The sequence below is a fragment of the Pseudomonas sp. s4 genome (genome assembly GCF_046764235.1).
GTDB lineage: Bacteria > Pseudomonadota > Gammaproteobacteria > Pseudomonadales > Pseudomonadaceae > Aquipseudomonas > Aquipseudomonas asiatica.
Genome location: NZ_CP177209.1, coordinates 807,501 through 833,800 on the forward strand (window position 1 = coordinate 807,501; position 26,300 = coordinate 833,800).

25 protein-coding genes, 5 tRNA genes and 2 rRNA genes (1 of these 32 only partly in view) are annotated in these 26,300 nt (G+C 62.4%); 24 read left to right on the forward strand and 8 right to left on the reverse strand.

Features of this window, described 5'->3' with window-relative positions:
- From ACK56M_RS03750 to ACK56M_RS03770, 5 genes are all read left to right on the forward strand, one after another.
- Positions 1–574, forward strand: a 23S ribosomal RNA gene (locus ACK56M_RS03750); it begins 2,318 nt to the left of the window's first position.
- Positions 575–705: 131 nt separating this feature from the next.
- Positions 706–821, forward strand: a 5S ribosomal RNA gene (rrf, locus tag ACK56M_RS03755).
- Positions 822–1,079: 258 nt separating this feature from the next.
- On the forward strand, positions 1,080–1,739 hold the full coding sequence (locus tag ACK56M_RS03760; protein ID WP_013970746.1) for a paraquat-inducible protein A: 660 nt from the start codon (positions 1,080–1,082) through the stop codon (positions 1,737–1,739).
- Complete coding sequence (locus ACK56M_RS03765; protein WP_015268842.1) at positions 1,726–2,349, forward strand: paraquat-inducible protein A; 624 nt, start codon at positions 1,726–1,728, stop codon at positions 2,347–2,349. The genes ACK56M_RS03760 and ACK56M_RS03765 overlap by 14 nt, the downstream gene beginning before the upstream one ends.
- Positions 2,342–4,642, forward strand: a complete 2,301-nt coding sequence (locus tag ACK56M_RS03770; RefSeq protein WP_015268843.1) for a PqiB family protein — start codon at positions 2,342–2,344, stop codon at positions 4,640–4,642. Before ACK56M_RS03765 ends, ACK56M_RS03770 begins: the two co-directional genes overlap by 8 nt.
- A gap of 248 nt (positions 4,643–4,890) precedes the next feature.
- Here the strand turns inward: ACK56M_RS03770 and rpsT are convergent, their stop codons facing one another.
- Positions 4,891–5,169: a 30S ribosomal protein S20 gene (gene rpsT / locus ACK56M_RS03775; RefSeq protein WP_003247625.1), complete on the reverse strand. Its 279-nt coding sequence runs from the start codon at positions 5,167–5,169 to the stop codon at positions 4,891–4,893.
- Between the two features lie 250 nt (positions 5,170–5,419).
- On the opposite strand from rpsT, the gene murJ reads away from it, so the two are divergent.
- The 6 genes from murJ (at position 5,420) to ispH (ending at position 12,755) form a co-directional block, all read left to right on the forward strand.
- Positions 5,420–6,958: a murein biosynthesis integral membrane protein MurJ gene (gene murJ / locus ACK56M_RS03780; protein WP_411959253.1), complete on the forward strand. Its 1,539-nt coding sequence runs from the start codon at positions 5,420–5,422 to the stop codon at positions 6,956–6,958.
- Between the two features lie 118 nt (positions 6,959–7,076).
- Positions 7,077–8,027 carry a bifunctional riboflavin kinase/FAD synthetase gene (gene ribF, locus ACK56M_RS03785; RefSeq protein ID WP_015268846.1) on the forward strand — a complete coding sequence of 317 codons (951 nt, stop codon included), beginning with the start codon at positions 7,077–7,079 and terminating at the stop codon, positions 8,025–8,027.
- Positions 8,024–10,855, forward strand: coding sequence for an isoleucine--tRNA ligase (gene ileS, locus ACK56M_RS03790; protein WP_411959254.1), 2,832 nt, complete (start codon positions 8,024–8,026; stop codon positions 10,853–10,855). Before ribF ends, ileS begins: the two co-directional genes overlap by 4 nt.
- Positions 10,848–11,363 carry a signal peptidase II gene (lspA, locus tag ACK56M_RS03795; protein WP_003258216.1) on the forward strand — a complete coding sequence of 172 codons (516 nt, stop codon included), beginning with the start codon at positions 10,848–10,850 and terminating at the stop codon, positions 11,361–11,363. The genes ileS and lspA overlap by 8 nt, the downstream gene beginning before the upstream one ends.
- Positions 11,356–11,793, forward strand: a complete 438-nt coding sequence (gene fkpB, locus ACK56M_RS03800) for an FKBP-type peptidyl-prolyl cis-trans isomerase (RefSeq protein ID WP_003258215.1) — start codon at positions 11,356–11,358, stop codon at positions 11,791–11,793. The genes lspA and fkpB overlap by 8 nt, the downstream gene beginning before the upstream one ends.
- A gap of 14 nt (positions 11,794–11,807) precedes the next feature.
- Complete coding sequence (ispH, locus tag ACK56M_RS03805; RefSeq protein ID WP_013970753.1) at positions 11,808–12,755, forward strand: 4-hydroxy-3-methylbut-2-enyl diphosphate reductase; 948 nt, start codon at positions 11,808–11,810, stop codon at positions 12,753–12,755.
- Positions 12,756–12,888: 133 nt separating this feature from the next.
- On the opposite strand, the gene ACK56M_RS03810 is transcribed toward ispH, so the two are convergent.
- Positions 12,889–13,404, reverse strand: coding sequence for a GspH/FimT family pseudopilin (locus ACK56M_RS03810; RefSeq protein WP_043935296.1), 516 nt, complete (start codon positions 13,402–13,404; stop codon positions 12,889–12,891).
- 109 nt (positions 13,405–13,513) lie between these two features.
- Between ACK56M_RS03810 and ACK56M_RS03815 the strand changes: the two genes are divergently transcribed.
- The 5 genes from ACK56M_RS03815 to thiO are packed head-to-tail and all read left to right on the forward strand — an operon-like array spanning position 13,514 to position 16,341.
- Positions 13,514–13,696, forward strand: a complete 183-nt coding sequence (locus ACK56M_RS03815) for a prepilin-type N-terminal cleavage/methylation domain-containing protein (protein WP_054573225.1) — start codon at positions 13,514–13,516, stop codon at positions 13,694–13,696.
- The gene (locus ACK56M_RS03820; protein ID WP_054573226.1) at positions 13,693–14,337 is read left to right on the forward strand and encodes a PilW family protein; all 645 of its coding nucleotides are present in this window, start codon (positions 13,693–13,695) and stop codon (positions 14,335–14,337) included. Before ACK56M_RS03815 ends, ACK56M_RS03820 begins: the two co-directional genes overlap by 4 nt.
- Positions 14,334–14,798: a hypothetical protein gene (locus tag ACK56M_RS03825; protein WP_039614945.1), complete on the forward strand. Its 465-nt coding sequence runs from the start codon at positions 14,334–14,336 to the stop codon at positions 14,796–14,798. Before ACK56M_RS03820 ends, ACK56M_RS03825 begins: the two co-directional genes overlap by 4 nt.
- A 1-nt stretch (position 14,799) precedes the next feature.
- Complete coding sequence (locus ACK56M_RS03830; RefSeq protein WP_013970758.1) at positions 14,800–15,189, forward strand: type IV pilin protein; 390 nt, start codon at positions 14,800–14,802, stop codon at positions 15,187–15,189.
- Positions 15,190–15,243: 54 nt separating this feature from the next.
- Positions 15,244–16,341, forward strand: coding sequence for a glycine oxidase ThiO (thiO, locus tag ACK56M_RS03835; protein ID WP_015268853.1), 1,098 nt, complete (start codon positions 15,244–15,246; stop codon positions 16,339–16,341).
- Positions 16,342–16,428: 87 nt separating this feature from the next.
- On the opposite strand, the gene ACK56M_RS03840 is transcribed toward thiO, so the two are convergent.
- Both ACK56M_RS03840 and ACK56M_RS03845 read right to left on the reverse strand, forming a co-directional pair.
- Positions 16,429–16,659, reverse strand: coding sequence for a PP0621 family protein (locus ACK56M_RS03840; protein ID WP_015268854.1), 231 nt, complete (start codon positions 16,657–16,659; stop codon positions 16,429–16,431).
- 94 nt (positions 16,660–16,753) lie between these two features.
- On the reverse strand, positions 16,754–17,773 hold the full coding sequence (locus ACK56M_RS03845; RefSeq protein WP_015268855.1) for an outer membrane protein assembly factor BamD: 1,020 nt from the start codon (positions 17,771–17,773) through the stop codon (positions 16,754–16,756).
- A 147-nt stretch (positions 17,774–17,920) separates the two neighbouring features.
- Here ACK56M_RS03845 and rluD point away from each other — a divergent pair, with 147 nt between their 5' ends.
- From rluD to ACK56M_RS03885, 8 genes are all read left to right on the forward strand, one after another.
- Complete coding sequence (gene rluD / locus ACK56M_RS03850; RefSeq protein ID WP_015268856.1) at positions 17,921–18,883, forward strand: 23S rRNA pseudouridine(1911/1915/1917) synthase RluD; 963 nt, start codon at positions 17,921–17,923, stop codon at positions 18,881–18,883.
- A complete protein-coding gene (gene pgeF, locus ACK56M_RS03855; RefSeq protein ID WP_100413058.1) occupies positions 18,880–19,620 on the forward strand; it encodes a peptidoglycan editing factor PgeF in 741 nt (246 codons plus the stop codon). Before rluD ends, pgeF begins: the two co-directional genes overlap by 4 nt.
- A gap of 240 nt (positions 19,621–19,860) precedes the next feature.
- Positions 19,861–22,425: an ATP-dependent chaperone ClpB gene (gene clpB / locus ACK56M_RS03860; protein WP_015268858.1), complete on the forward strand. Its 2,565-nt coding sequence runs from the start codon at positions 19,861–19,863 to the stop codon at positions 22,423–22,425.
- A 432-nt stretch (positions 22,426–22,857) separates the two neighbouring features.
- A tRNA-Asn gene (locus tag ACK56M_RS03865) sits at positions 22,858–22,933 on the forward strand.
- Between the two features lie 4 nt (positions 22,934–22,937).
- A tRNA-Pro gene (locus tag ACK56M_RS03870) sits at positions 22,938–23,014 on the forward strand.
- 6 nt (positions 23,015–23,020) lie between these two features.
- Positions 23,021–23,096, forward strand: a tRNA-Lys gene (locus ACK56M_RS03875).
- Between the two features lie 47 nt (positions 23,097–23,143).
- Positions 23,144–23,220, forward strand: a tRNA-Pro gene (locus ACK56M_RS03880).
- A gap of 5 nt (positions 23,221–23,225) precedes the next feature.
- Positions 23,226–23,301, forward strand: a tRNA-Lys gene (locus ACK56M_RS03885).
- A gap of 175 nt (positions 23,302–23,476) precedes the next feature.
- On the opposite strand, the gene ACK56M_RS03890 is transcribed toward ACK56M_RS03885, so the two are convergent.
- The 4 genes from ACK56M_RS03890 to ACK56M_RS03905 all read right to left on the reverse strand — a co-directional run bounded on the left by ACK56M_RS03890 (position 23,477) and on the right by ACK56M_RS03905 (position 26,280).
- Positions 23,477–24,772, reverse strand: a complete 1,296-nt coding sequence (locus ACK56M_RS03890; protein ID WP_003260618.1) for an NAD(P)/FAD-dependent oxidoreductase — start codon at positions 24,770–24,772, stop codon at positions 23,477–23,479.
- Positions 24,773–24,856: 84 nt separating this feature from the next.
- On the reverse strand, positions 24,857–25,030 hold the full coding sequence (locus ACK56M_RS03895) for a DUF3094 family protein (RefSeq protein ID WP_013970765.1): 174 nt from the start codon (positions 25,028–25,030) through the stop codon (positions 24,857–24,859).
- 133 nt (positions 25,031–25,163) lie between these two features.
- Positions 25,164–25,793, reverse strand: coding sequence for a DUF1780 domain-containing protein (locus tag ACK56M_RS03900; protein ID WP_013970766.1), 630 nt, complete (start codon positions 25,791–25,793; stop codon positions 25,164–25,166).
- Between the two features lie 55 nt (positions 25,794–25,848).
- Positions 25,849–26,280: a hypothetical protein gene (locus tag ACK56M_RS03905; RefSeq protein ID WP_015268860.1), complete on the reverse strand. Its 432-nt coding sequence runs from the start codon at positions 26,278–26,280 to the stop codon at positions 25,849–25,851.
- Positions 26,281–26,300: the final 20 nt, after the last annotated feature.

Consider the following 26,300-nt stretch of genomic DNA (forward strand, 5'->3'; position numbering starts at 1 on the left):
GCAAAAGCGCGCTTGACTGCGAGACAAACACGTCGAGCAGGTACGAAAGTAGGTCTTAGTGATCCGGTGGTTCTGTATGGAAGGGCCATCGCTCAACGGATAAAAGGTACTCCGGGGATAACAGGCTGATACCGCCCAAGAGTTCATATCGACGGCGGTGTTTGGCACCTCGATGTCGGCTCATCACATCCTGGGGCTGAAGCCGGTCCCAAGGGTATGGCTGTTCGCCATTTAAAGTGGTACGCGAGCTGGGTTTAGAACGTCGTGAGACAGTTCGGTCCCTATCTGCCGTGGACGTTTGAGATTTGAGAGGGGCTGCTCCTAGTACGAGAGGACCGGAGTGGACGAACCTCTGGTGTTCCGGTTGTCACGCCAGTGGCATTGCCGGGTAGCTATGTTCGGAAGAGATAACCGCTGAAAGCATCTAAGCGGGAAACTTGCCTCAAGATGAGATCTCACTGGGATCTTGAATCCCCTGAAGGGCCGTCGAAGACTACGACGTTGATAGGTTGGGTGTGTAAGCGCTGTGAGGCGTTGAGCTAACCAATACTAATTGCCCGTGAGGCTTGACCATATAACACCCAAGCAATTTGCTAGCGCAGATTGCGGTGGTGAAGACGAAACAACCGAAAGTTCGCAACATCACAAATATCGCATATCCGAATTCGCTGGGCTGTCCATCTGGACATTCTGGCAACAGAATTTCTTGACGACCATAGAGCATTGGAACCACCTGATCCCATCCCGAACTCAGCAGTGAAACGATGCATCGCCGATGGTAGTGTGGGGTTTCCCCATGTGAGAGTAGGTCATCGTCAAGATTCATTTCGCAAAACCCCTATCTGCACATGCAGGTAGGGGTTTTGTCTTTGTGGCGCAAAAATTCCCGGGCATACGCAGTCCCTGTGGGAGCGGGTTCACCCGCGAAGCAGACGACCCGGTGTATGGCACCGGCTTCGCCGGTGTTCGCGGCGGTTCGACGCCTCGACTCGCCCGCACTGGTCTCCGTTCGATCGTCGCCTCCCACAATTCGAGCCAGAACACTAGAATAGGCCCACGCACCTATTCAGAAGCGCTATATGCCTAATCCTGTCGAACCTGAAACCCTGGCCCAGTTGCCGTTGGACGAGCTTGTCGCCTGTCATGAATGTGACCTGCTGCTGCGCAAGCCCGTGCTCCAGCATGATGAGAAAGCCCAATGCCCGCGCTGCGGCTATGAGCTGTACGCCCATCGGCACAATGTGGTCAACCGCAGCCTGGCCCTGGTGCTCACCGCCTTGCTGCTGTTTGTGCCTGCCAATTTCCTGCCGATCATGCAGCTGCACCTGCTTGGCCAGACATCGGACGATACCGTCTGGAGCGGCGTGCTGGGCCTGTACAACTCGGAAATGCGCGGTGTGGCCGTCGTGGTTTTCCTGTGCAGTATGGCCATCCCTTTGGCAAAACTGCTCTGTCAGCTGGTCGTGCTCTTGAGTATCCGTCTGAACGTGGGGCGTAGTTTCGGCCTGCTGTTCTACCGCATCTATCACCACTTGCGTGACTGGGGCATGCTCGAGGTCTATTTCATGGGCGTGCTGGTAGCCATCGTCAAGCTGGTGGACCTGGCCGAGCTGACGGTAGGCCTGGGGCTGTTCTGCTTCATCAGCCTGTTATTGATCCAGGTGTGGCTCGAGGTGGTGATGTCACCGCACCAGATCTGGAGTGCGCTATCAGGGGAGGACCTGCATGCGGGCGATTGATGCAGGCATTCTTGTCTGCAATGAATGTCACGAGCTGAACCGGCAACAGCCAGACAGCACTTCACAAACCTGTACACGCTGCGGTGCCATCGTGCATGCCCGTCGGCCGAACAGCATCGCGCGTACCTGGGCGCTGCTGATTGCCGCGTCGATCCTGTACATCCCGGCCAACATGCTGCCGATCATGACCGTGAGCACCCTGGGCCAAGGCAGCCCCGACACGATCATGTCCGGTGTCATCACCTTGCTCAAGCATGGCATGGTGCCCATTGCTGCCGTGGTGTTCATTGCCAGTATCCTGGTGCCCACGTTCAAACTGGTGGGCATCGGCTTGCTGTTGTACTCCGTTCAGCGTCGTCAGCCGCTTTCGGCACGGCAACGGATATTGATGTACCGCTTCATCGAATTCATTGGGCGCTGGTCCATGCTCGATATCTTTGTCATCGCCATCCTGGTGGCGGTGGTGAATTTCGGCCGAATAGCCAGTGTCGAAGCCAACCTGGGCGCTGTCGCCTTTGCAACTGTGGTGATCCTGACAATGCTTGCCGCTTTAACTTTCGATCCCCGACTGATTTGGGATAACACGGAGTCGGATGACGACCATGAGTGACCTGCCAACGGCTAAAACCCGCCCAGCCTCGAACTGGTCGGCCATATGGATCCTGCCTTTGATCGCCTTGATGATCGGTGGCTGGCTTGCGTGGCAGGCTTACCGTGATGCCGGTGTGGAAATTGAAGTCCGCTTCGAGTCGGGTGAGGGTATCGTCGCCAACAAGACCGAGGTGATCTACAAGGGCATGCCGGTTGGCAAGGTCAAGAGCCTGGTGCTCGACGCCAAGGGTGAGAACCAGGGGGTGATCGCCACCATCGAGATGAACAAGGCTGCCGAGCCGCATCTGACCAAAGGCACGCGTTTCTGGCTGGTGAAGCCGAGCGTCAGCCTGGCGGGTATTTCCGGCCTGGAAACTCTGGTGTCAGGCAACTACATCGCCGTCAGCCCAGGGGAGGGGGAGCGCACCAAACGTTTTACTGCCTTGAAGGTTGCGCCGCCGCTGTCGGACACCGAGCCGGGCCTGCACCTTACCCTCAAGGCTGAGCGGCTTGGGTCGCTCAACCGTGACAGCCCGGTGTTCTACAAGCAGATCCAGGTTGGCCGGGTAAAAAGCTACCGCCTGTCCGAGGACCAGAGCACTGTCGAGATAAAGGTCTTCATCGAGCCGGCCTATGCCAGCCTGGTGCGCAAGCACACGCGTTTCTGGAATGCCAGCGGCGTCAGCATCGATGCCTCGCTGTCGGGCGTGAAAGTGCGTAGTGAATCGCTGTCGAGCATTGTCGCCGGTGGTATCGCCTTTGCCACGCCGGAACACCGCAAGGACAGTCCACCCACCGACTCGAACCTGCCGTTCCGTCTGTATGAGGACTTTGATGCGGCCCAGGCCGGTATCCGGGTGAAGGTGAAATTGAGCGATTACGAGGGCCTGCAGGCGGGCCGTACACCGGTCATGTACAAGGGCATCCAGGTAGGCTCGCTGAAAGCCCTGACAATGGCAGACAACCTGGCCAGTGCCTCGGCCGAGCTTACGCTGGACCCGTTGGCCGAGGATTACCTGGTCGAGGGCACGCAGTTCTGGGTGGTAAAGCCGTCGATTTCTCTGGCGGGTATCACCGGCCTGGAGGCGCTGGTAAAGGGTAACTACATTGCCATTCGCCCTGGTGAAAAGGGCGCGCGGCCCGAGCGCGAGTTCGAAGCCCGCGCCAAGGCGCCTCCGCTCGACCTCAAGGCACCAGGCCTGCACATGGTGCTGTTCGCCGACACCCTGGGTTCGCTGGAAGTCGGTAGCCCGGTCATGTACCGCCAGGTGAAGGTGGGTAGCGTGCAGAGCTACCAGTTCGCCCGCAACAGCAACCGCATCCTGATCGGTGTGCATATCGAGAAGGAATACGAAAAGCTGGTCAACGGTTCGTCGCGCTTCTGGAATGTCAGTGGCATCACCCTGACGGGCGGCCTGTCGGGCATCAAGATCAAGAGTGAATCACTGCAAACCCTGATGGCCGGTGGTATCGCGTTCGACACGCCACGGCCCGATGTGCCGCTCAAACGCCACATCCCACGCTTCCGCCTGCATGACAGCCAGGAGGCGGTCAACCGCGCAGGAACGTTGATCACCATTCGTGTGGACCGTGCTGACGGCCTCAAGCCAGGCACGGCGATCCGCTTCCGTGGCCTGGATGTGGGCAGCATCGAGAGCGTCGACCTGACCGATGACCTGCAGGCGGTGCTGCTGCGGGCGCGCATTACCGAAGCGGCGGACCGTATCGCCCGCGTCGGTACGCAGTTCTGGGTGGTCAAGCCAGCCTTTGGCCTGGTGCGCACGCAGAACCTCGACACTCTGGTGGGTGGGCAGTACCTGGAAGTGCAGCCGGCTGCCAAGGACCGTGGCCCGCAGCGCGATTTCATCGCCTTGGCCGACGCCCCGCAGGTGGCAGGGCCTGAAGTCGGGCTGCCGTTGACGCTGAGCGCTCCGCGCCGTGGCTCGATCAAGCCGGGCGTGCCGGTGACCTACCGTGAGGTTGCGGTGGGCAAGGTGACGGGCTTCGAGCTGGGCCAGAGCGCTGACCGCGTGTTGATCCATATCCTGATCGAACCGCGCTATGCGGCCCTGGTGCGCAGCGGCAGCCGCTTCTGGAACAGCAGCGGCTTCGGTTTCGACTGGGGGCTGGTCAAGGGGGTTACGGTGCGTACCGAGTCGGTGGAGACCATGATCGACGGCGGTATCGCCTTCGCCACGCCGGATGGCGAGCAGATGGGCAACCCGGCACGGCCGCAGCAGACGTTCGCCTTGTTCGACAAGGCCGAGGATGAATGGCTGCAGTGGGCGCCGAAGATTCAGATTGCCAAGTGATGTGGAGGCAGGGCTGCCAAGTGCAGCCTTGCGCTTTTCCGTAGGAGCAGCCTTGTGCTGCGAATGGGCTGCGTAGCAGCCCCGACAATGTCCGCTGCCAGCTGAAGCCTGGGGCTGCTATGCAGCCCATTCGCAGCACAAGGCTGCTCCTACAAAAAGCCGATCGTAATCAACTGGGCGGGATGCTTGCACAAATCGCAGGCAACAAAAAACCGACCCTAGGGTCGGTTTTTCGACTAGCGCGTCGCTTAGGCAGCTGCAGCTTCTTTCAGCGCCTTGATGTGGCCATTCAGACGGCCTTTGTGACGAGCAGCCTTGTTCTTGTGGATGATGCCCTTGTCGGCCATACGGTCGATTACAGGCACAGCCAGAACGTAAGCGGCTTGCGCTTTTTCGGCGTCTTTTGCGTCGATGGCTTTAACTACATTCTTGATGTAGGTACGGACCATGGAACGCAGGCTGGCGTTGTGGCTGCGACGCTTCTCAGCCTGTTTTGCACGTTTCTTGGCGGAAGGTGTGTTGGCCACCGTCGAGCTCCTCGAAAGACTTTAGGTAAATAGCAAACAAAATAGGCCGCGAATCATGCCGATCAGTCGAACGGATGTCAAGGCCACCTGCAAGGTTCCGCCGAGCGGTGCGCCAACAAGAGGGAAATATTCCTTTCTGCTGCGCGACCTGTAAACTCGGGAATTTTTGGCTCCCCTGCGAAGGCGCGGGAGTATCGCACATTCGGACGCTGTCTGGCAGCGTCCTCTGCCCTTGGCGTGAATCTTTTCGATGAACCTGCTCAAATCCCTGGCTGCGGTAAGCTCGATCACCATGATTTCCCGGGTGCTAGGCTTTGTCCGCGACACCATCCTGGCGCGTGTTTTCGGCGCCGGCATCGCCACCGATGCTTTCTTCATCGCCTTCAAGCTGCCCAACCTGCTGCGGCGCATCTTCGCCGAGGGCGCGTTTTCTCAGGCCTTCGTGCCGATCCTGGCCGAATACAAGACCCAGCAAGGCGAGGAGGCGACCCGCACCTTCGTCGCCTATGTCAGTGGCCTGCTGACCTTGGTTCTGGCGCTGGTGACCGCCATCGGCATCCTGGCGGCGCCATGGGTGGTGTGGGCGACCGCCCCAGGCTTTGTCGACAGTGCCGAAAAGTACGAACTGACCACCGCCCTGTTGCGGGTGACTTTTCCTTATATATTGCTGATCTCGCTGTCCTCCCTGGCCGGGGCAATCCTCAATACCTGGAACCGTTTCTCGGTGCCGGCCTTTACCCCGACCTTGCTGAATGTGGCGATGATTGCCTTCGCCGTGCTGCTCACGCCGTATTTCGACCCGCCCATCATGGCCCTGGCATGGGGCGTGCTGGCCGGTGGCCTGGCACAGTTGCTGTACCAGCTGCCAGCGCTGAAGAAGATCGGCATGCTCGTGCTGCCACGCCTGAACCTGCGTGATGCCGGCGTGTGGCGGGTGCTCAAGCAGATGCTGCCAGCGATCCTCGGGGTGTCGGTGAGTCAGATCTCGCTGATCATCAACACCATCTTCGCCTCCTTCCTGGTAGCCGGCTCGGTGTCGTGGATGTACTACGCCGACCGCCTCATGGAGCTGCCTTCCGGTGTACTGGGCGTGGCCCTGGGCACCATACTGCTGCCGACCCTGGCCAAGACCTACGCCAACAAGGACCGCGAGGAGTACTCACGGATCCTCGACTGGGGCCTGCGCCTGTGTTTCCTGCTGGTGCTGCCCTGCACCCTGGCCCTGGCCATCCTCGCCGAGCCTTTGACCGTGGCGCTGTTCCAGTACGGCAAGTTCACTGCCGTCGACGCAGCCATGACCCAGAAGGCGCTGATCGCCTATTCGGTGGGCTTGCTGGCGATCATTCTGGTCAAGGTACTGGCACCGGGCTTCTATGCGCAGCAGAATATCCGTACACCGGTGAAGATCGCGGTATTCACCCTGGTCTGCACCCAACTGTTCAACCTGGCCCTGGTCGGGCCGCTCGCGCATGCCGGCCTGGCCCTGGCGATCAGCCTGGGGGCCTGCCTGAACGCCGGCCTGCTGTTCTGGAAACTGCGCAGTCAGCAGCTGTTTCAGCCGCAACCAGGCTGGGCGATATTCCTGCTCAAGCTGTTGCTGGCGGTGGGGCTGATGTCGGCGGTGTTGCTGGCCGGCATGCATTATCTGCCAGCCTGGGAACAGGGCAACATGCTCGAGCGCCTGGTGCGCCTGGGGGCTCTGGTACTGGCGGGCGTCGTGACCTATTTCGGCTGCCTGTACCTGTGCGGCTTCCGGCCTCGGCATTTCGCCCGCAAGGCCTTGCACTGAGGCATCGGGCGGGTCAGGCGTCGGTTTTTCGCATTCCACGCCGCCCTTGGGCGCTGCTGCCTGTCACCGGCGCCCGGGTGTGGTTATAATCGGCCACTTTATGAGCAAGAAGCGCGTTATGCAGCTGGTTCGAGGTCTTCACAACCTGCGCCCCGAGCACCGGGGCTGTGTCGCCACCATTGGCAACTTCGACGGGGTTCACCGCGGCCACCAGGCTATCCTGGCGCGCCTGCGCGAGCGCGGCCAGGCCTTGGGCCTGCCGACCTGCGTGGTCATCTTCGAACCGCAACCACGCGAGTACTTCGCCCCCGACACCGCGCCGGCCCGCCTGGCCCGGCTGCGCGACAAGATCGAGCTGCTGGCGGCCGAGGGGATCGACCGGGTGCTGTGCCTGGCATTCAACCAGCGCCTGAGCAATCTCGGCGCCGACGCCTTCGTCAAGGCCATCCTGGTCGACGGCCTGGGTGTACGCCACCTCGAAGTGGGCGATGACTTCCGCTTCGGCTGCGACCGCGCCGGCGACTTCGCCTTCCTGGTCGAGGCCGGCAAGCAGTACGGCTTCACCGTCGAGGCTGCCAACACGGTGATCCAGGACGGCCTGCGGGTCAGCAGCACCGAAGTGCGCAAGGCCCTGTCCGAAGGCAACTTCGAGCTGGCCGAGCACCTGCTGGGCCGCCCATACCGCATCAGCGGCCGCGTGCTGCATGGCCAGAAGCTGGCCCGCCAGCTCGGCACACCTACCGCCAACATCCAGCTCAAGCGCCGCCGCGTGCCGCTGTCCGGGGTCTACCTGGCCAGCATCGAAATCGACGGCAAGGCCTGGCCGGGTGTCGGCAATATCGGCGTGCGCCCCACCGTTGCCGGTGACGGGCGCCCGCACCTGGAGATTCATCTGCTGGACTATGCCGGCGACCTTTACGGCCGGCGCCTGACGGTGGAGTTCCACCACAAGCTGCGTGAAGAGCAGCGATTCGCCTCCCTGGAGGCGCTGAAGTCGGCGATCGATGCGGATATCGCCGCCGCACGTGCACATTGGCACGCTCAACCGCTAACGAAGAGCCTGAAATGACCGACTACAAAGCCACGCTTAACCTTCCGGACACCGCCTTCCCCATGAAGGCCGGCCTGCCTCAGCGCGAACCGCAGATCCTGCAGCGCTGGGACAGCATTGGCCTGTACCAGAAGCTGCGCGAAATTGGCAAGGATCGTCCCAAGTTCGTCCTGCACGACGGCCCGCCCTATGCCAACGGCAAGATTCATATCGGTCATGCGCTGAACAAGATCCTCAAGGACATGATCGTCCGTTCCAAGACCCTGGCCGGCTTCGATGCGCCGTATGTGCCGGGCTGGGACTGCCATGGCCTGCCGATCGAGCACAAGGTCGAGGTCACCCACGGCAAGCACCTGTCCGCCGACCGCACTCGCGAGCTGTGCCGCGAGTACGCCGCCGAGCAGATCGAGGGGCAGAAGACCGAGTTCATCCGCCTGGGCGTGCTGGGTGACTGGGACAACCCGTACAAGACCATGAACTTTGCCAACGAGGCCGGCGAAATCCGCGCCCTGGCCGAGATGGTCAAGCAAGGCTTCGTGTTCAAGGGCCTGAAGCCTGTGAACTGGTGCTTCGATTGCGGTTCGGCCCTGGCCGAGGCCGAAGTCGAGTACGCCGACAAGAAATCGCAGACCATCGACGTTGCCTTCCCGGTAGCCGATGACGCCAAGCTGGCTACTGCCTTCGGTCTGGCTTCGCTGGCCAAGCCGGCTGCCATCGTGATCTGGACCACCACCCCGTGGACTATCCCGGCCAACCAGGCGCTGAACATCCACCCGGAGTTCAAGTACGCCCTGGTCGACACCGGCGAGCGTCTGCTGGTTCTGGCCGAAGAGCTGGTCGAGTCGTGCCTCAAGCGCTACAGCCTGGAAGGCTCGGTCATCGCCACCGCCCAGGGTTCGGCACTGGAACTGATCAACTTCCGCCACCCGTTCTATGACCGCCTGTCGCCAATCTACCTGGCTGACTACGTCGAGCTGGGCGCCGGTACCGGCGTGGTGCACTCCTCGCCAGCCTACGGTGAAGACGACTTCGTCACCTGCAAGCGCTACGGCATGGTCAACGACGACATCCTCACCCCGGTGCAGAGCAACGGCGTGTATGTGGACTCGCTGCCATTCTTCGGCGGCCAGTTCATCTGGAAGGCCAACCCGGCCATCGTCGAGAAGCTGAGCGAAGTCGGCGCGCTGATGCACACCGAAACCATCAGCCACAGCTACATGCACTGCTGGCGCCACAAGACCCCGCTGATCTACCGCGCCACCGCGCAGTGGTTCGTGGGTATGGACAAGCAGCCGACCACCGGCGAGCCGCTGCGTGAGCGCGCACTTAAAGCCATCGAAGACACCAAGTTCGTCCCGGCCTGGGGCCAGGCGCGCCTGCATTCGATGATTGCCAACCGCCCGGACTGGTGCATCTCCCGACAGCGCAACTGGGGTGTACCGATCCCGTTCTTCCTGCACAAGCAGACCGGCGAGCTGCACCCACGCACCGTCGAGCTGATGGAAGCAGTGGCCAAGCGCGTCGAACAGGAAGGCATCGAGGCCTGGTTCAAGCTGGACGGCGCCGAACTGCTGGGCGCTGAAGCCGAGCAGTACGACAAGATCACCGACACCCTCGACGTGTGGTTCGACTCGGGTACCACCCACTGGCACGTGCTGCGTGGCTCGCATGACATCGGCCACGCCACCGGCCCGCGTGCCGACCTGTACCTGGAAGGTTCCGACCAGCACCGCGGCTGGTTCCACTCGTCCTTGCTGACCGGTTGCGCCATCGACGGCCACGCGCCGTACCGCGAGCTGCTGACCCACGGCTTCACCGTGGACGAGAACGGCCGCAAGATGTCCAAGTCGCTGGGCAACACCATCGAGCCGGAGAAGGTCAACAACACCCTGGGTGCCGATATCCTGCGCCTGTGGGTTGCCGCTACCGACTATTCCGGTGAAATGGCCGTTTCCGAGCAGATCCTGCAGCGCAGCGCCGACGCCTACCGCCGTATCCGCAACACTGCACGCTTCCTGCTCTCCAACCTGTCCGGCTTCGACCCGGCCCGCGACCTGCTGGCCCCGGAAGACATGCTGGCGCTGGACCGCTGGGCGGTTGACCGCACCCTGCTGCTGCAACGCGAGCTGGAAGAGCACTACAGCGAGTACCGTTTCTGGAACGTCTACTCCAAGGTGCACAACTTCTGCGTGCAGGAACTGGGCGGCTTCTACCTCGACATCATCAAGGACCGCCAGTACACCACCGGCGCCAACAGTGTCGCTCGCCGCTCCTGCCAGACCGCGCTCTACCACATCAGCGAGGCGCTGGTGCGCTGGATCGCGCCGATCCTGGCGTTTACCGCCGACGAAATCTGGCAGTACCTGCCAGGCGAGCGCAACGAGTCGGTAATGCTCAACGGCTGGTACGAAGGCCTGAGCGAGCTGCCGGAAGGTACCGAACTGGACCGCGCCTACTGGGACCGCGTGATGGCCGTCAAGGCATCGGTCAACAAGGAGCTGGAAAACCAGCGTACCGCCAAGGTCATCGGCGGCAACCTGCAGGCCGAAGTCACCCTGTACGCCGACGAAGGCCTGAGCGCCGACCTGGGCAAGCTGGGCGACGAACTGCGCTTCGTGCTGATCACCTCGGCTGCCAGCGTGGTGCCATTCGCGCAAGCGCCGGCCGAAGCGGTGGCCACCGAAGTCGAAGGCCTCAAGCTGCAAGTGGTCAAGTCCGGCCACACCAAGTGCGGCCGTTGCTGGCACTTCCGCGCCGACGTCGGCAGCCACCCGGAGCACCCGGAAATCTGCGGCCGTTGCGTCGACAACCTGAGCGGTTCCGGCGAGGTGCGCCACTATGCCTAACCCTGTAGCGGGGCGCTTCGGGCGCCTTGCATGGCTTTGGCTGAGCCTGGTGGTACTGGTCCTCGACCAGGCCACCAAGCTGTATTTCAACAATGCCCTGACCATGTACCAGCAGGTTGTCGTCATCCCTGACTACTTCAGCTGGACCCTGGCCTACAACACCGGCGCGGCGTTCAGCTTCCTGGCTGAAAGCTCCGGCTGGCAGCGCTGGCTGTTTGCCCTGATCGCCGTGGTGGTCAGTGCCGTGCTGGTAGTGTGGCTCAAGCGCCTGGGGCGCAACGAGACCTGGCTGGCCGTGGCGCTGGCGCTGGTGCTGGGTGGCGCGATCGGCAACCTGTACGACCGCGTCGTGCTCGGCCATGTGGTCGACTTCATCCTGGTGCACTGGCAGAACCGCCATTACTTCCCGGCCTTCAACCTGGCCGACAGCGCCATCACCGTTGGTGCGGTGATGCTGGCGCTGGATATGTTCAAGAGCAAGAAGTCCGAGGATCCGGTCCATGACTGACACCCGTATCGGCCAGAACACCGAAGTCACCCTGCACTTCGCGCTGCACCTGGAAAACGGCGACACCGTCGACAGCACGTTCGACAAGGCCCCGGCCACCTTCAAGGTTGGCGATGGCAACCTGCTGCCAGGGTTCGAGAACGCCCTGTTCGGCTTCAAGGGCGGCGACAAGCGTACCGTCGTGGTGGCCCCGGAGAACGCATTCGGCCAGCCAAACCCGCAGAACGTGCAAGTCATGCCGCGGTCCCAGTTCGAGGGCATGGAGTTGTCCGAAGGGCTGTTGATCATCTTCAACGACGCCGCCAACACCGAGCTGCCGGGTGTGGTCAAAGCGTTCGATGACGACCAGGTGACCATCGACTTCAATCACCCATTGGCTGGCAAGACCCTGACCTTCGAGGTGGAGATCCTCGAGGTGAAGGCCCTGTAAGCCTGGAGCCGAGCATGCAAATCAAACTCGCCAACCCTCGCGGCTTCTGCGCGGGGGTCGACCGGGCGATCGAGATCGTCAACCGCGCGCTGGAAGTCTTCGGCCCGCCGATCTATGTGCGTCACGAAGTGGTGCACAACAAGTTCGTGGTGGAAGACCTGCGCAACCGTGGCGCCATCTTCGTCGAAGAGCTGGACCAGGTACCGGACGACGTCATCGTCATCTTCAGTGCCCACGGTGTTTCCCAGGCCGTGCGCCAGGAAGCTGCTGGCCGTGGCCTGAAAGTGTTCGATGCCACCTGCCCGCTGGTGACCAAGGTGCACATCGAAGTGGCCAAGTACAGCCGCGACGGCCGTGAGTGCATTCTCATCGGCCACGAAGGGCATCCGGAGGTCGAAGGCACCATGGGCCAGTACGACGCCAGCAACGGTGGCGCCATCTACCTCGTCGAAGACGAGGAGGATGTTGCCAACCTGCAGGTGAAGGACCCGGACCACCTGGCGTTCGTCACCCAGACCACGCTGTCGATGGACGACACCAGCCGCGTGATCGACGCCCTGCGTGCGCGCTTCCCGAACATTGGCGGCCCGCGCAAGGACGACATCTGCTACGCCACCCAGAACCGCCAGGACGCGGTCAAGCAACTGGCGGACGAGTGCGACGTGGTACTGGTGGTCGGCAGCCCGAACAGCTCCAACTCCAACCGCCTGCGCGAGCTGGCCGAGCGCATGGGCACCCCGGCCTACCTGATCGACGGTGCCGAGGACCTGCAGCGTGGCTGGTTCGACCAGACGGCGCGGGTCGGCATTACCGCTGGCGCTTCGGCTCCCGAAGTGCTGGTGCGTGGCGTGATCGAGCAGCTCAAGGCCTGGGGCGCCACCGGTGCTGAAGAGCTGGATGGGCGGGAAGAGAACATCACCTTCTCCATGCCCAAGGAGTTGCGGGTTCGGTCGCTGATCTGACCGCAGTTTGCGCAATCCCCCTGCAGGAGCGGCCTTGTGTCGCGAACGGGCTGCAAAGCAGCCCCAGGATTTCAGCGTTAGAGCTGATATTGCCGGGGCCGCTTTGCGGCCCTTTCGCGACACAAGGCCGCTCCTACATTGACCGCGCTGATCTGCTAGTGGTGTCTTTGCATCGGGATTTTTTTGGCTCTCCCATCTGTACGTTGACCCTGCCAGTCGATGCCATCACCACTTGATACTGGCTAGTTGCGGTCAAGCGCTCGCAAATCTCCATCGTTGAACCTAACCAATTACCGTTGGCCCCAAGCGGAACACCCTGCGCACTGAATTTCAGCTGCTCACCGCGATTGCTCGTGATCTTCAGCGGCCGTGAAAGACGCTGCTCGCGCAGCACCTGCCCGTTATGCTCCAGCATCACCTGCCAACCATTCCCCCAGTTACCGTCCAACGCCTGCACCAGCACCGGCTGGCTTTGCAACATGGCATGGCTGCGCGCACTGCGCAGCGCCTGCGCCAAGTCACGCGCAGCTGCCGCCCTGTGTAGGTCGTCGCTCAATCTGGCGTAGGCCGGCATGCCGAGCTGTGTCAGCAACACGGCCACCGCCAGGGCCGACAACATTTGAATCAGTGTTACACCTCGTTGCTTCACCGTGCATTCCTCCCTGGAAGTGCTTGGCTGTAGCTTCACGGTCGTTGGACCCGCGGTCCAGTCGCCCGGGTTCAATGCAATTGCAGGAAAAGTCGCAGGAGGTGCAGGGATGCACGCAAGACAGCGGGGCATGACGCTTCTGGAAGTGTTATTGGCGGTGGTAGTGGTGGCTGTGGGTATGTTCGCAGCGGCAGGCCTGCAACTGCAGGCATTGCGGGCTGCGGAGGACGCGCGCCGCGATGGGAAGGCGGCAATGGCGGCGCACAGTGAGCAGGAAAGGGGGCGGCCATGAGTCGGGGCCAGCGTGGTTTCGGCTTGCTTGAGGTGATGCTGGCGCTGACCATCGGGTTGCTGCTGTTGGCGGCGGCCAGCCAGCTATTCGCCTCGGCCCACCATACCTGGCGGCTGCAAAGCACGGCAGTACGCATGCAGGATGAGGCACGCCTGGCATTGCTGCGAATGGCCCAGGATATCCGCATGACCGGGATGTTTGGCTGCCTGCGACTGCGGCCAAAGCACTTCGGCAGTTCGAGCGCAGAGCACGCATTCGCCCGGCCGATGGAAGTCGAAGCATCCACCCTTAGCCTGGTCGTTGCGGAGTTACCTGGGCAAGCCGGGGGCCCGCAGTGGTTCCTGCACACGGACTGTACTAGCAAAGTGTCTGTGGACGATGAGTTGAAGGAGGGCTATCCACAGGTTTACCCCATCAGCAGATATGTCTACCAACTCCAGGGCAATACGCTGAAATTCAAACGCAACAAAAGCAACTTCCAGCCGCTGGTTGAAAATGTGCGGTCAATGCGTTTGCAGCGTGTGCAAATGGCACAGGGTGAGGGGGTGGATATTGCCCTGACGCTTTACGAACCCACGCTCGAACTTGAACAGCACCATGAACTGAGCGTCGCAATCCGCAACCCGGTGCCGAACCCATGAATCGTCAGCGTGGCATAGTCCTGTTGTTGGCTTTGGTCCTGAGCCTGCTGCTTGGGCTGCTTGCGGCGTCCGCCCTGCGTGATGCGCTGGCGCAAACGCGAATGACCGGCTATCTGAGCGAAGGCCTGCTGGCGCTGGAGCAGGCCGAGGCCACGCTGCTGGCAGGGGCAGGCGAGCTCGAGCGGGCTCCCCCCGACCCTTGCGAGGCGTGCCCGCCACCCGCTCGACCGCATGACCTGAGCGGGCAGTGGCAGCGCACGCGAACCGGCTATTTCCATTTGCAGAATCTGGGTACCAGCGAACACGCGGCGCATATGCCGGAAGGGCAGCAGGTCACCCTGTACCGCGTCACCGCCGTCAGCCTGCAAACCCAGTCACGGCATGTGCTGGAAGCGGTCTACGCCATGGCCGGCGACACAACCCGGCGCATTGCCTGGCGGCAGAGATTGCGAGGAGACTGACATGCAGCAAGGCTTGAGCCTGATCGAGTTGTTGATTGTGCTGGCCGTGACCGGCATTCTGGCAGCCATTGCCTACCCCAGTTACAGCGACCAGCTACGGCGAGCCGCGCGCAGCGAAGTGGTTGGCCTGCTGCATGACGCCGCCCTGCGCCTGGAGCGCCACCGCGTACGCACTGGCCAATACGCCGAGGGCGACCCTGCCTTGCCCGACGGTACCCGCTATTACAGCCTGCAGGCCCAGCGCGACAGCGACACCTTCACGCTGCGCGCCCGGCGGCTGCCGAGCGGGCTGATGGCGCAGGACCGCTGTGGCGATTTCCAGCTCGACCAGGCCGGCGTGCAGCGCAATCCGGGTGCCGTCGAAGACAGCGTGCACTGCTGGGGAAGCTGAAGATTGAATGATGCCCGGTGCATCGCGGATTTACTTCAGGTGTTGGATCGACAGATGAGCAAGCAAGTAGTGGTGGTCGGTGGCGGGGTGATCGGCCTGCTGACGGCATTCAACCTGGCGGCGAAGGTCGGGCAGGTGGTGGTGTGTGATCAGGGTGAAGTCGGCCGCGAATCGTCCTGGGCCGGCGGTGGCATCGTCTCGCCGCTGTACCCGTGGCGCTACAGCCCGGCCGTGACCGCCTTGGCACACTGGTCGCAAGACTTTTATCCACAGCTGGGCGAGCGTTTGTTCGCCAGCACCGGCGTCGACCCCGAAGTGCACACCACCGGCCTGTACTGGCTCGACCTGGACGACGAGGCCGAAGCGCTGGCCTGGGCCGAGCGTGAGCAGCGGCCGCTGAGTGCCGTGGATATTTCGGCGGCCTATGACGCGGTGCCGGTGCTGGGCCCGGGCTTCAAGCGTGCCATCTACATGGCCGGCGTGGCCAACGTGCGCAACCCGCGCCTGGTGAAGTCGCTCAAGGCGGCGTTGCTGGCGTTGCCCAACGTGACCTTGCGTGAGCACTGCCAGGTTACCGGTTTTGTCCAGCAAGGCGGTCGCGTGACCGGGGTGCAGACGGCAGACGACGTGCTGGCGGCGGATGAGGTGGTGCTCAGTGCTGGCGCGTGGAGTGGCGACCTGCTGCGTACGCTCGGCCTGGAACTGCCGGTGGAGCCGGTGAAGGGCCAGATGATTTTGTTCAAATGTGCCGAAGACTTTCTGCCGAGCATGGTGCTGGCCAAGGGGCGCTATGCGATCCCGCGGCGTGACGGGCATATTCTGGTGGGTAGCACGCTGGAGCATGCCGGGTACGACAAGACCCCGACCGAGGAGGCGTTGGAGAGCCTGAAGGCCTCGGCGGTGGAGTTGCTGCCTGAGCTCGAGGGGGCCACGGTGGTGGCGCACTGGGCCGGGCTGCGGCCGGGGTCGCCGGAAGGTATTCCGTATATCGGACCGGTGCCGGGGCATGCGGGGTTGTGGTTGAACTGCGGGCATTACCGCAACGGGCTGGTGCTGGCGCCGGCTTCGTGCCAGCTGTTTACCGACCTGTTGACCGGGGCAGAGCCGATCATTGACCCGGCGCCGTATGCGCCAGCCGGGCGGTTGAGCTGAGATTGCCGGGGCCGCTCCTACAGGGGCTGCGTATTCCCTGTGGGAGCGGCCTTGTGTCGCGAAAGGGCTGCAAGGCAGCCCCAGTTTCTAACGGGATTGCCCCGGCCCTTGCTGCAGGTGTGCCTGGCTGCAATACCACTCGTTGCCCTGCTGCAGCGCCCGGTCATTGGGCAGGTGCACGCCGCAATGGGCGCAGCGCACCATCTTCAGCGGCGCATCCAGCTTCGCCTCGGGGTGCGACTGTTGGCTGGCTTTGAACTTGCGCCACAGCCAGAACGCGGCGGCGATCAGGGCGATCCAGAAAAGTAGGCGAACCATGGTGTCCAGCTTGTCGGTTGAAGAAGCCGACAGTCTAGGACGCGGCCAATAAAAAAGGGAGGCCCAGGGCCTCCCTTTCATGTACCGCTACGTATCAGTCGAACAGACCAAAGGTCATGTAGCTGAACCAGGAACGGTCCTTTTCGGCTTCCTTCGGCCCTTCCGGCACGATCGGATCACCGTTCTCGTCGGTTGGCAGCAGCTCACGCGGCATCTCGTCACGTGCGTCCTGGAACTGCTTGACCACGTCCTGGTTCGCGCGGGTTTCACCCGGCGGCAGCGGGGTGTCGGTCTCGATCAGGCCCAGGGTCGCCTTGGACAGCCAGCCGCGGCCGTCAGACTCGGTCTGCTTTGGCTGGAACTCGCCATCTACCAGGCTCGGGTGGTCCGGGTAGTTGAGCTTGAGGGTTTCCAGGCTGGTGGCGGCCAGTTCGTCCAGGTGCATCTTCTGGTACGCCTCGACCATCACCGCCAGGCCGTCGCCGACCGATGGGGTTTCCTGGAAGTTCTCTACCACGTAGCGGCCACGGTTGGCAGCGGCTACATAGGCCTGGCGGCTCAGGTAGTAGTCGGCCACATGGATTTCGTACGACGCCAGCAGGTTGCGCAGGTAGATCATGCGCTGCTTGGCGTCGGGGGCGTAGCGGCTATTGGGGAAGCGGCTGGTCAGCTGGGCGAATTCGTTGTACGAGTCGCGGGCAGCACCCGGGTCACGCTTGGTCATGTCCAGCGGCAGGAAGCGCGCCACCAGGCCACGGTCCTGGTCGAACGAGGTCAGGCCCTTGAGGTAGTAGGCGTAGTCGACGTTCGGGTGCTGCGGGTGCAGGCGGATGAAGCGCTCGGCAGCCGACTTGGCAGCCTCGGGCTCGGAGTTCTTGTAGTTGGCGTAGATCAGCTCGAGCTGCGCCTGGTCGGCATAGCGGCCGAACGGGTAGCGCGACTCCAGGGCCTTGAGCTTGTTCACGGCGCTGGTGTAGCTGGAGTTGTCCAGGTCAGCTTGCGCCTGCTGATACAGCTCGGCCTCGCTGAGGTTCTCGTCGATCACTTCCTTATTGGAGGAACAGGCCGCGGTGAGCCCGAGGATGGCGATCAGCAGCAGGTGTTTCACTTGCATGGCGGCTTGCGTCCCTTTGACGGCCGCTGTCTTGGGCGGTGCCGTCCTGTTATGATGAGCGCCCCGGCCAACCCCGGGACAAAAGAAGCCGTATTTAACCACAAGCTCGCAGCCGAAACCAAAGGCTGTGCGCCCGCCGAATCGAGCATGTCCGAGATCATTCAACTTAGCGCAGAGGTCCCGTCCGAACTGGGCGGTCAACGCCTCGACCAGGTCGCCGCCCAATTGTTCGACGAGTATTCGCGCTCGCGGCTGACTACCTGGATCAAAGAAGGCCGCCTGACGGTCGATGGCGCGGTCCTGCGCCCGCGTGACACCGTCCATGGTGGCGCCGTGCTGGCCCTGGAGGCCGAGCAAGAGGCCCAGGGCGAGTGGGAGGCCGAGGACATCGCGCTGGACATCGTCTATGAAGACGACCAGATCCTGGTGATCAACAAGCCTGCCGGCCTGGTTGTGCACCCGGCTGCCGGGCATGCCAGCGGCACCTTGCTGAACGCGCTGCTGCACCATGTGCCCGACATCATCAACGTGCCGCGCGCCGGCATCGTGCACCGCCTGGACAAGGACACCACCGGCCTGATGGTGGTGGCCAAGACCCTGCAGGCGCAGACCAACCTGGTCGACCAGCTGCAAAAGCGCTCGGTCAGCCGCATTTATGAATGCATCGTGGTTGGTGTGGTGACTGCCGGTGGCAAGATCGACGCGCCCATCGGCCGCCACGGCGGCATGCGCCAGCGCATGGCAGTCACCGACGGCGGCAAGCCTGCGATCAGCCACTACCGTGTGCTCAAGCGCTTCCGCTCGCACACCCATGTGCGGGTGAAGCTGGAAACCGGCCGTACCCACCAGATCCGCGTGCACATGGCTCATGTCGGCTACCCGCTGGTCGGCGACCAGACCTACGGCGGCCGCTTCCGCATTCCGCCGGCAGCCAGCCCGACCATGGTCGAGGCGGTGAAGACCTTCCCGCGTCAGGCCCTGCACGCACGCTTCCTGGCGCTGGTACACCCGACCACCGGTGAGCGCATGGAATGGGAATCGCCGCTGCCGGATGACTTCGTCTGGTTGCTGTCGCTGCTGAACCAGGACCGCGAGAGCTTTATCGGATGAGTGGCCTGACTCAGTCGCTGCTGTTCCCCGACTGGCCGGCCCCGGCCTCGGTGCGCGCCTGTGTCACCACTCGCCAGGGCGGCATCAGCCTGCCGCCCTATGAAACCTTCAACCTTGGCGACCATGTTGGGGACGACCCTGCCGCGGTGGCCGAAAACCGTCGTCGCCTGAGCGACGAATTCGCCATCCAGCCGGCCTGGCTCAAGCAGGTGCATGGGCTAGTAGTGGCAAATGCCGACCCGGCCGTGGTGGCCGAGGCCGACGCCAGCTGGACCGACCAGCCTGGCATTGCCTGCACCGTGATGACTGCCGATTGCCTGCCAGCGCTGTTCTGCGACCGGGCCGGTACCCGTGTGGCGGCGGCGCATGCTGGCTGGCGCGGGCTGGCCGGTGGTGTGCTTGAGGCCACCTTGGATCGCCTGGCACTGCCACCCGAAGAGGTGCTGGTGTGGCTGGGGCCGGCGATTGGCCCACAGGCGTTCGAAGTGGGGCTGGAAGTGCGTGATGCCTTTACGGCGGTGCACCCGGAAGCGGCCCGGGCCTTTGTCGATGGTGCCCGGCCGGGCAAGTTGATGGCCGACATCTATGAGCTGGCGCGTATTCGTTTGGCGGCGCGTGGGGTGACTGCTGTTCATGGCGGTGGCTTGTGCACGGTCAGCGACGAGCGGTTCTTCTCCTATCGCCGTACCCCGCAGGGGGGGCGCTTTGCTTCCCTGGTGTGGCTGGAGCCGCGCTAGCCTGCACCGGCCTTTTCGCGGGCACGCCCGATCCAGAGGTTTCAAACATTGCGGATTCCCTGTAGGAGCGGGCATGCCCGCGAATGGCCCAGCACTAATCCAACAGGTTGATCCTGGTCAACCCCGCTACGCTTGAATCTTCCAGAATCAGCCTTATCTATAAGGTCATCTCAGGCAGGTTTCTTCACAAACAGGCGCTGTCCATCGCTCCGACCTGCCCTTTAAAAGGAAGGTACCCCCATGCGAATAGACCGTTTGACCAGCAAGCTGCAGCTTGCGATATCCGATGCCCAATCCCTGGCGGTTGGCATGGATCACCCTGCCATCGAGCCGGTGCACCTGTTGCAGGCACTGCTCGAGCAGCAGGGCGGTTCGATCAAGCCGCTGCTGATGCAGGTAGGCTTCGACATCAACAGCCTGCGCCAGGCACTGGTGAAAGAACTCGACCAGCTGCCGAAAATCCAGAACCCCACCGGCGACGTAAACATGTCGCAGGACCTGGCGCGCCTGCTCAACCAGGCTGACCGCCTGGCCCAGCAGAAGGGCGACCAGTTCATTTCCAGCGAACTTGTGCTGCTGGCTGCCATGGACGAGAACAGCAAGCTCGGCAAGCTGTTGTTGAGCCAGGGCGTGAGCAAGAAGGCCCTGGAAAACGCCATCAACAACCTGCGCGGCGGTGCGGCGGTCAATGACGCCAACGCCGAGGAATCGCGCCAGGCGCTGGACAAGTACACCGTCGACCTGACCAAGCGTGCCGAAGAGGGCAAGCTGGACCCGGTGATTGGCCGTGACGACGAAATTCGCCGTACCGTACAGGTGCTGCAACGCCGTACCAAGAACAACCCGGTGCTGATCGGTGAGCCTGGCGTAGGTAAAACCGCCATCGCCGAAGGCCTGGCCCAGCGCATCATCAATGGTGAAGTGCCGGACGGCCTCAAGGGCAAGCGCCTGCTGGCGCTGGACATGGGCGCGCTGATTGCCGGTGCCAAGTACCGCGGCGAGTTCGAAGAACGCCTCAAAGGCCTGCTGAACGAGCTGTCCAAGCAGGAAGGCCAGATCATCCTGTTCATCGACGAACTGCACACCATGGTCGGCGCCGGCAAGGGCGAGGGCGCCATGGACGCCGGCAACATGCTCAAGCCGGCCCTGGCTCGTGGCGAGCTGCACTGCGTTGGCGCCACCACGCTGAACGAGTACCGCCAGTTCATCGAAAAAGATGCTGCCCTGGAGCGCCGCTTCCAGAAGGTGCTGGTCGAGGAGCCGAGCGAGGAAGACACCATCGCCATCCTGCGGGGCCTGAAAGAGCGCTATGAAGTGCACCACAAGGTGGCCATCACCGACGGCGCCATCATTGCTGCGGCCAAGCTCAGCCACCGCTACATCACCGACCGTCAGCTGCCGGACAAGGCCATTGACCTGATCGACGAAGCGGCCAGCCGCATCCGCATGGAGATCGACTCCAAGCCGGAAGTGCTCGACCGCCTCGACCGTCGCCTGATCCAGCTGAAGGTGGAGTCGCAGGCGCTGAAGAAGGAAGAAGACGAAGCGGCGAAAAAGCGCCTGGAGAAGCTGACCGAGGAAATCGACCGGTTGGAGCGTGAATACGCCGACCTGGAAGAAATCTGGGCCTCCGAGAAGGCTGAGGTGCAGGGCTCGGCGCAGATCCAGCAAAAGATCGAGCAGGCCCGCCAGGAGTTGGAAACTGCCCGTCGTAAAGGCGACCTCAGCCGCATGGCCGAGCTGCAGTACGGGGTGATCCCGGACTTGGAGCGTAGCCTGCAGATGGTCGACCAGCACGGCAAGACCGAAAACCAGTTGCTGCGTAACAAGGTGACCGAGGAAGAAATTGCCGAAGTGGTCTCGAAGTGGACCGGTATCCCGGTGGCCAAGATGCTCGAAGGCGAGCGTGAAAAGCTGCTGAAGATGGAAGAGCTGCTGCACCAGCGTGTGATCGGCCAGAACGAGGCGGTAACCGCCGTGGCCAACGCGGTGCGCCGTTCGCGTGCCGGGCTGTCCGACCCGAACCGGCCGAGTGGTTCGTTCCTGTTCCTCGGCCCGACCGGGGTGGGCAAGACCGAGCTGTGCAAGGCGCTGGCCGAGTTCCTGTTCGACACCGAAGAGGCAATGGTGCGCATCGACATGTCCGAGTTCATGGAGAAGCATTCCGTGGCTCGCCTGATCGGTGCCCCACCAGGCTATGTGGGGTATGAAGAGGGCGGTTACCTGACCGAGGCAGTACGGCGCAAGCCATACTCGGTGGTGCTGCTGGACGAGGTGGAGAAGGCCCACCCGGATGTGTTCAACGTGCTGCTGCAGGTGCTGGAAGACGGCCGCCTGACCGACAGCCACGGGCGCACCGTGGACTTCCGCAACACCGTGATCGTGATGACCTCCAACCTGGGCTCGGCGCAGATCCAGGAACTGGTGGGTGACCGTGAGGCACAGCGTGCGGCGGTGATGGATGCGGTGGGTTCGCACTTCCGTCCGGAATTCATCAACCGTATCGACGAAGTGGTGGTGTTCGAGCCACTGGGCCGCGAGCAGATTGCCGGCATTACCGAAATCCAGCTGGGCCGCCTGCGCAGCCGTCTGCTGGAGCGCGAACTGTCGCTGAGCCTGAGCCCGGAGGCATTGGACAAGCTGATTGCCGTGGGTTACGACCCGGTATACGGCGCACGGCCACTGAAGCGGGCGATCCAGCGCTGGATCGAAAACCCGTTGGCGCAGTTGATCCTGGCAGGCAAGTTCATGCCGGGGACTGCGATTACCGCCAAGGTGGAAGGCGACGAAATCGTCTTCGGCTGATCTGTTTCACCATGAGCCCCGCATCTGCGGGGCTTTTTTTTGTCTGTATCTCCCAGGCCTCACACACATTCCGAGGACCGGTGCCGTACCTGTGGGAGCGGGCATGCCCGCGAAGGGGCCGTCACAGCCCCAGCAAATCCGGGCCTTTCCGGCTTCCTGGATAACTAGCTGAAATTTTTGAAATTTTTGCTTGCATCTAAAATCGGGTGCCCCTAATATACGCCGCGTTGTCAGGCACTAAGCGAATCACCAGCAACATCGGTGACCGCAAAACAACTTACAAATCAGTAAGTTGAATGAAAAAAAGTGGTTGACAAGCAAAACGAAGAATGTAGAATAGCCGGCCTCAGCAGCTGCAACGCGAAAGCGGATAGCCAAAGAGACCGAAGCTAACACAAGCTTCGAAGCTGTAAAGATGTACCGAAGTTCAGTTCCGCGATAGCTCAGTCGGTAGAGCAAATGACTGTTAATCATTGGGTCCCTGGTTCGAGTCCAGGTCGCGGAGCCAATCTCGGGGTGTAGCGCAGTCCGGTAGCGCGCCTGCTTTGGGAGCAGGATGTCAGGAGTTCGAATCCCCTCACCCCGACCATTTTCCGGGTCGTTAGCTCAGTTGGTAGAGCAGTTGGCTTTTAACCAATTGGTCGTAGGTTCGAATCCTACACGACCCACCATGTAAAAAGGGCATCTCAAGCGAGATGCCCTTTTTCTTTAAGTATCACGGGGTGTAGCGCAGTCCGGTAGCGCGCCTGCTTTGGGAGCAGGATGTCAGGAGTTCGAATCCCCTCACCCCGACCATTTCCGGGTCGTTAGCTCAGTTGGTAGAGCAGTTGGCTTTTAACCAATTGGTCGTAGGTTCGAATCCTACACGACCCACCATGAAAAAAGGGCATCTCGCATGAGATGCCCTTTTTTTTTGCCAGAATTTTGGGCCTGCGTTGCAGGCCATCGCGACACAAGGCCGCTCCTACAGCAAGCAGATATTGCGCGGTCGTTTGTAGGAGCGGCCTTGTGTCGCGAAAGGGGCGCAAAGCGCCCCCAGCAATCTTCAGTGTCAGTGCAACTTCAACCTAGGCTCGGTACCCCGGCCAATCTTGCTACCCAGCATCATCAACGCCGTACGGAAGAACCCGTACAACGCCATCTGGTGCATCCGGTACAGCGACACGTAGAACATCCGCGCCAGCCAGCCCTCCAGCTTCACGCTGCCCATCAGGTTACCCATCAGGTTGCCCACCGCCGAGAAGCGCGACAGCGACACCAGCGAACCGTAGTCCTTGTACTCATAGGTCGGCAGCGCCTTGTTCTCCAGCCGCGCCTTCAAACTCTGCGCCAGCATCGAAGCCTGCTGGTGCGCCGCCTGGGCACGTGGCGGCACGTTGCGGTCGCTACCCGGTTGCGGGCAGGCGGCGCAGTCACCGAAGGCAAAGATGTTGTCATCGCGCGTGGTTTGCAGGGTAGGGCGCACCACCAGCTGGTTGATGCGGTTGGTTTCCAGGCCATCGATGTCCTTGAGGAACGCCGGCGCACGGATACCAGCCGCCCACACTTTCAAACTGGCCTGGATCACTTCACCGTCCTTGGTTTTCAGGCCATCCTCGGTCACTTCACTGACGGCGGCATTGGTCATCACCTTCACCCCGAGCTTTTCCAGGGTCTTGTGCACCGGCACGCTGATGCGCTCTGGCAGCGCCGGTAGTACGCGCGGGCCGGCCTCGATAATGGTGATGTGCATGTCCTTGGGCTGGATGCGGTCCAGGCCATAGGCCGCCAGTTCGTGGGCCGCGTGATGCAGCTCGGCTGCCAGTTCCACACCGGTGGCACCGGCCCCGACAATGGCCACGCTGATCTTTTCGCTCGCCACGTCACCGGCGTGGGCGCGCAGATAGTGGTTGAGCAACTGCTGGTGGAAACGCTCGGCCTGCTTGCGGGTGTCGAGGAACAGGCAGTGCTGCGCCGCGCCCAAGGTGCCGAAGTCGTTGGTGTTGGAACCCACGGCAATGACCAGGGTGTCGTAGCCCAAGGTGCGCGCAGGCAGCAGCTCGCGGCCCTCTTCGTCGAGGGTGGCGGCCAGTTGAATCTGTTTGCCTTCACGGTCCAGGCCGCTCATGCGCCCCAACTGGAAGTTGAAGTGGTTCCACTTGGCCTGGGCCACGTAGTTCAGTTCGTCTTCCGAGGAGTTCAGCGAGCCGGCGGCCACTTCGTGCAGCAGAGGCTTCCAGATGTGCGTGAGGTTGGCGTCGACCAGGGTAATCTCGGCCTGCTTGCGCTTGCCCAGGCTTTTACCCAGGCGGGTCGCCAGTTCCAGGCCGCCGGCGCCGCCGCCGACAATCACGATGCGATGAGTCATGGGGATATCTCATAAGGTTTACGGAATTCGTGGCCCCGGGGGCCGGCCGCAAACTGCACGAGGGGAGGGCGAGCGCGAAGCAGCTCATAGCACCAGTCCACTTAGCAGGCGGCTGATGAGACCCAACCCGATGGTCACGGCCACCACCAGCACAAGGAGCAGCCACGGCCGGAAGGGCCTGCGCTCGACTTGGTGCTGGGGGGCTCGCAGATACTCATCGACACGACGCTGATCTTCCGGATTCAGGCGGCTGGTCATGGTGGGGCCTCGTCAGGTAGACGTTTGGGACTGCGTAAACGCTACAGCGTTCACGCAAGCGCTTGAAACAAATGATAAGGCTTTCTATCTCTGGCGCCGAGTGTACGCCATCGCAAACACTCGCTGCAGTGGATCAAAGACTGATGCCCACGTCGAACACAATGCTGCGGCCCAGGTTGCCGCGCAGGAAGTCCGGCGCATCGGGGTGGGCGAACAGCACCCGGGCAAATGTCGGCCCGACCAGTGACAGCGAGCGCCAGCCCTGGCGCAGATATTCGGTGGGCGGCGGGAAATGGGTATTGAGGTCGAGCACTTCGCGCTTGAGGCTGGCGAAGGCAATGATATCCAGCTCGTTCAGTTCCAGCCCGCGTTCCCGGTAGTTGTGCGCCTTCTTGCGCAAGGTCGGCGCCAGCCGCCCCAGCAGCTCGGTGGCACTGATGCGCCGCGGGCGCGCTTCGCGGCGCACCAGTTGCGCCAGGGAAAACGCACTGCGCCGGCGCTGCAGTTCTTCGCGCCATTCATCGTTGAGCCGGCGGCCCTCGTCGAGCACGAAAAACACCTCGAACGCCGCGTCGCGGAACAGCACGTCTGGCGGTTCTTGCCCGGCCGGGGTGAAGTCCTCGCTGCGATAGGGGATGTTCAGCCCCTGCAACAGGCGTTGGCACACCCAACGCTCCCGCTCCCACTTGCGGGCGTTGGAGAGAAAGGCATTGGCTTGTTCCGCCTGGATGGTAAGCAGGCGCAGGTAGTCTGAGTCATCCATGCAGACAAGCTTAGCTGCTAATCGATGACGATAAGATGCTGTTTGTGCGCAGAAATCAGCCCAGTATTGGCCATTGCTGCACCACCCCAAGCAGGTGCACCAGGCCAAACCCCAGGCAGATCAGCGAACTGACCACGATGAAACGCCGCGAGCGCCCGGTACCCGCCAGCAATATCGGCCCCAGCAGGCCGCGCGCCAGGTACACCAAGGTGATCAGGCAGATGGCCGGCAGCAGCAAGGGCAACCGCCCGATGGCCCCGGCAGCTGACAGCGCATACCCCGACCAGGCCAGCAACACGCAGGCGATGGCTGCGGTGATCAGCCCCGGGTACCAGCGGCCGTTTTCGGCGGCCACGGCCATGCGCTCGCCGGCCCCGAACAAACGGTACCAGCGCGGCCCGACGGCGATGATGACCAGGTGAAGTACGCCGATGATGGCGTTGAGCGCTGCTGCCAGCAGCAGGGCGAGGTTGATTCCTTCCGGCATGAGCAATGCTTCCTGCATCG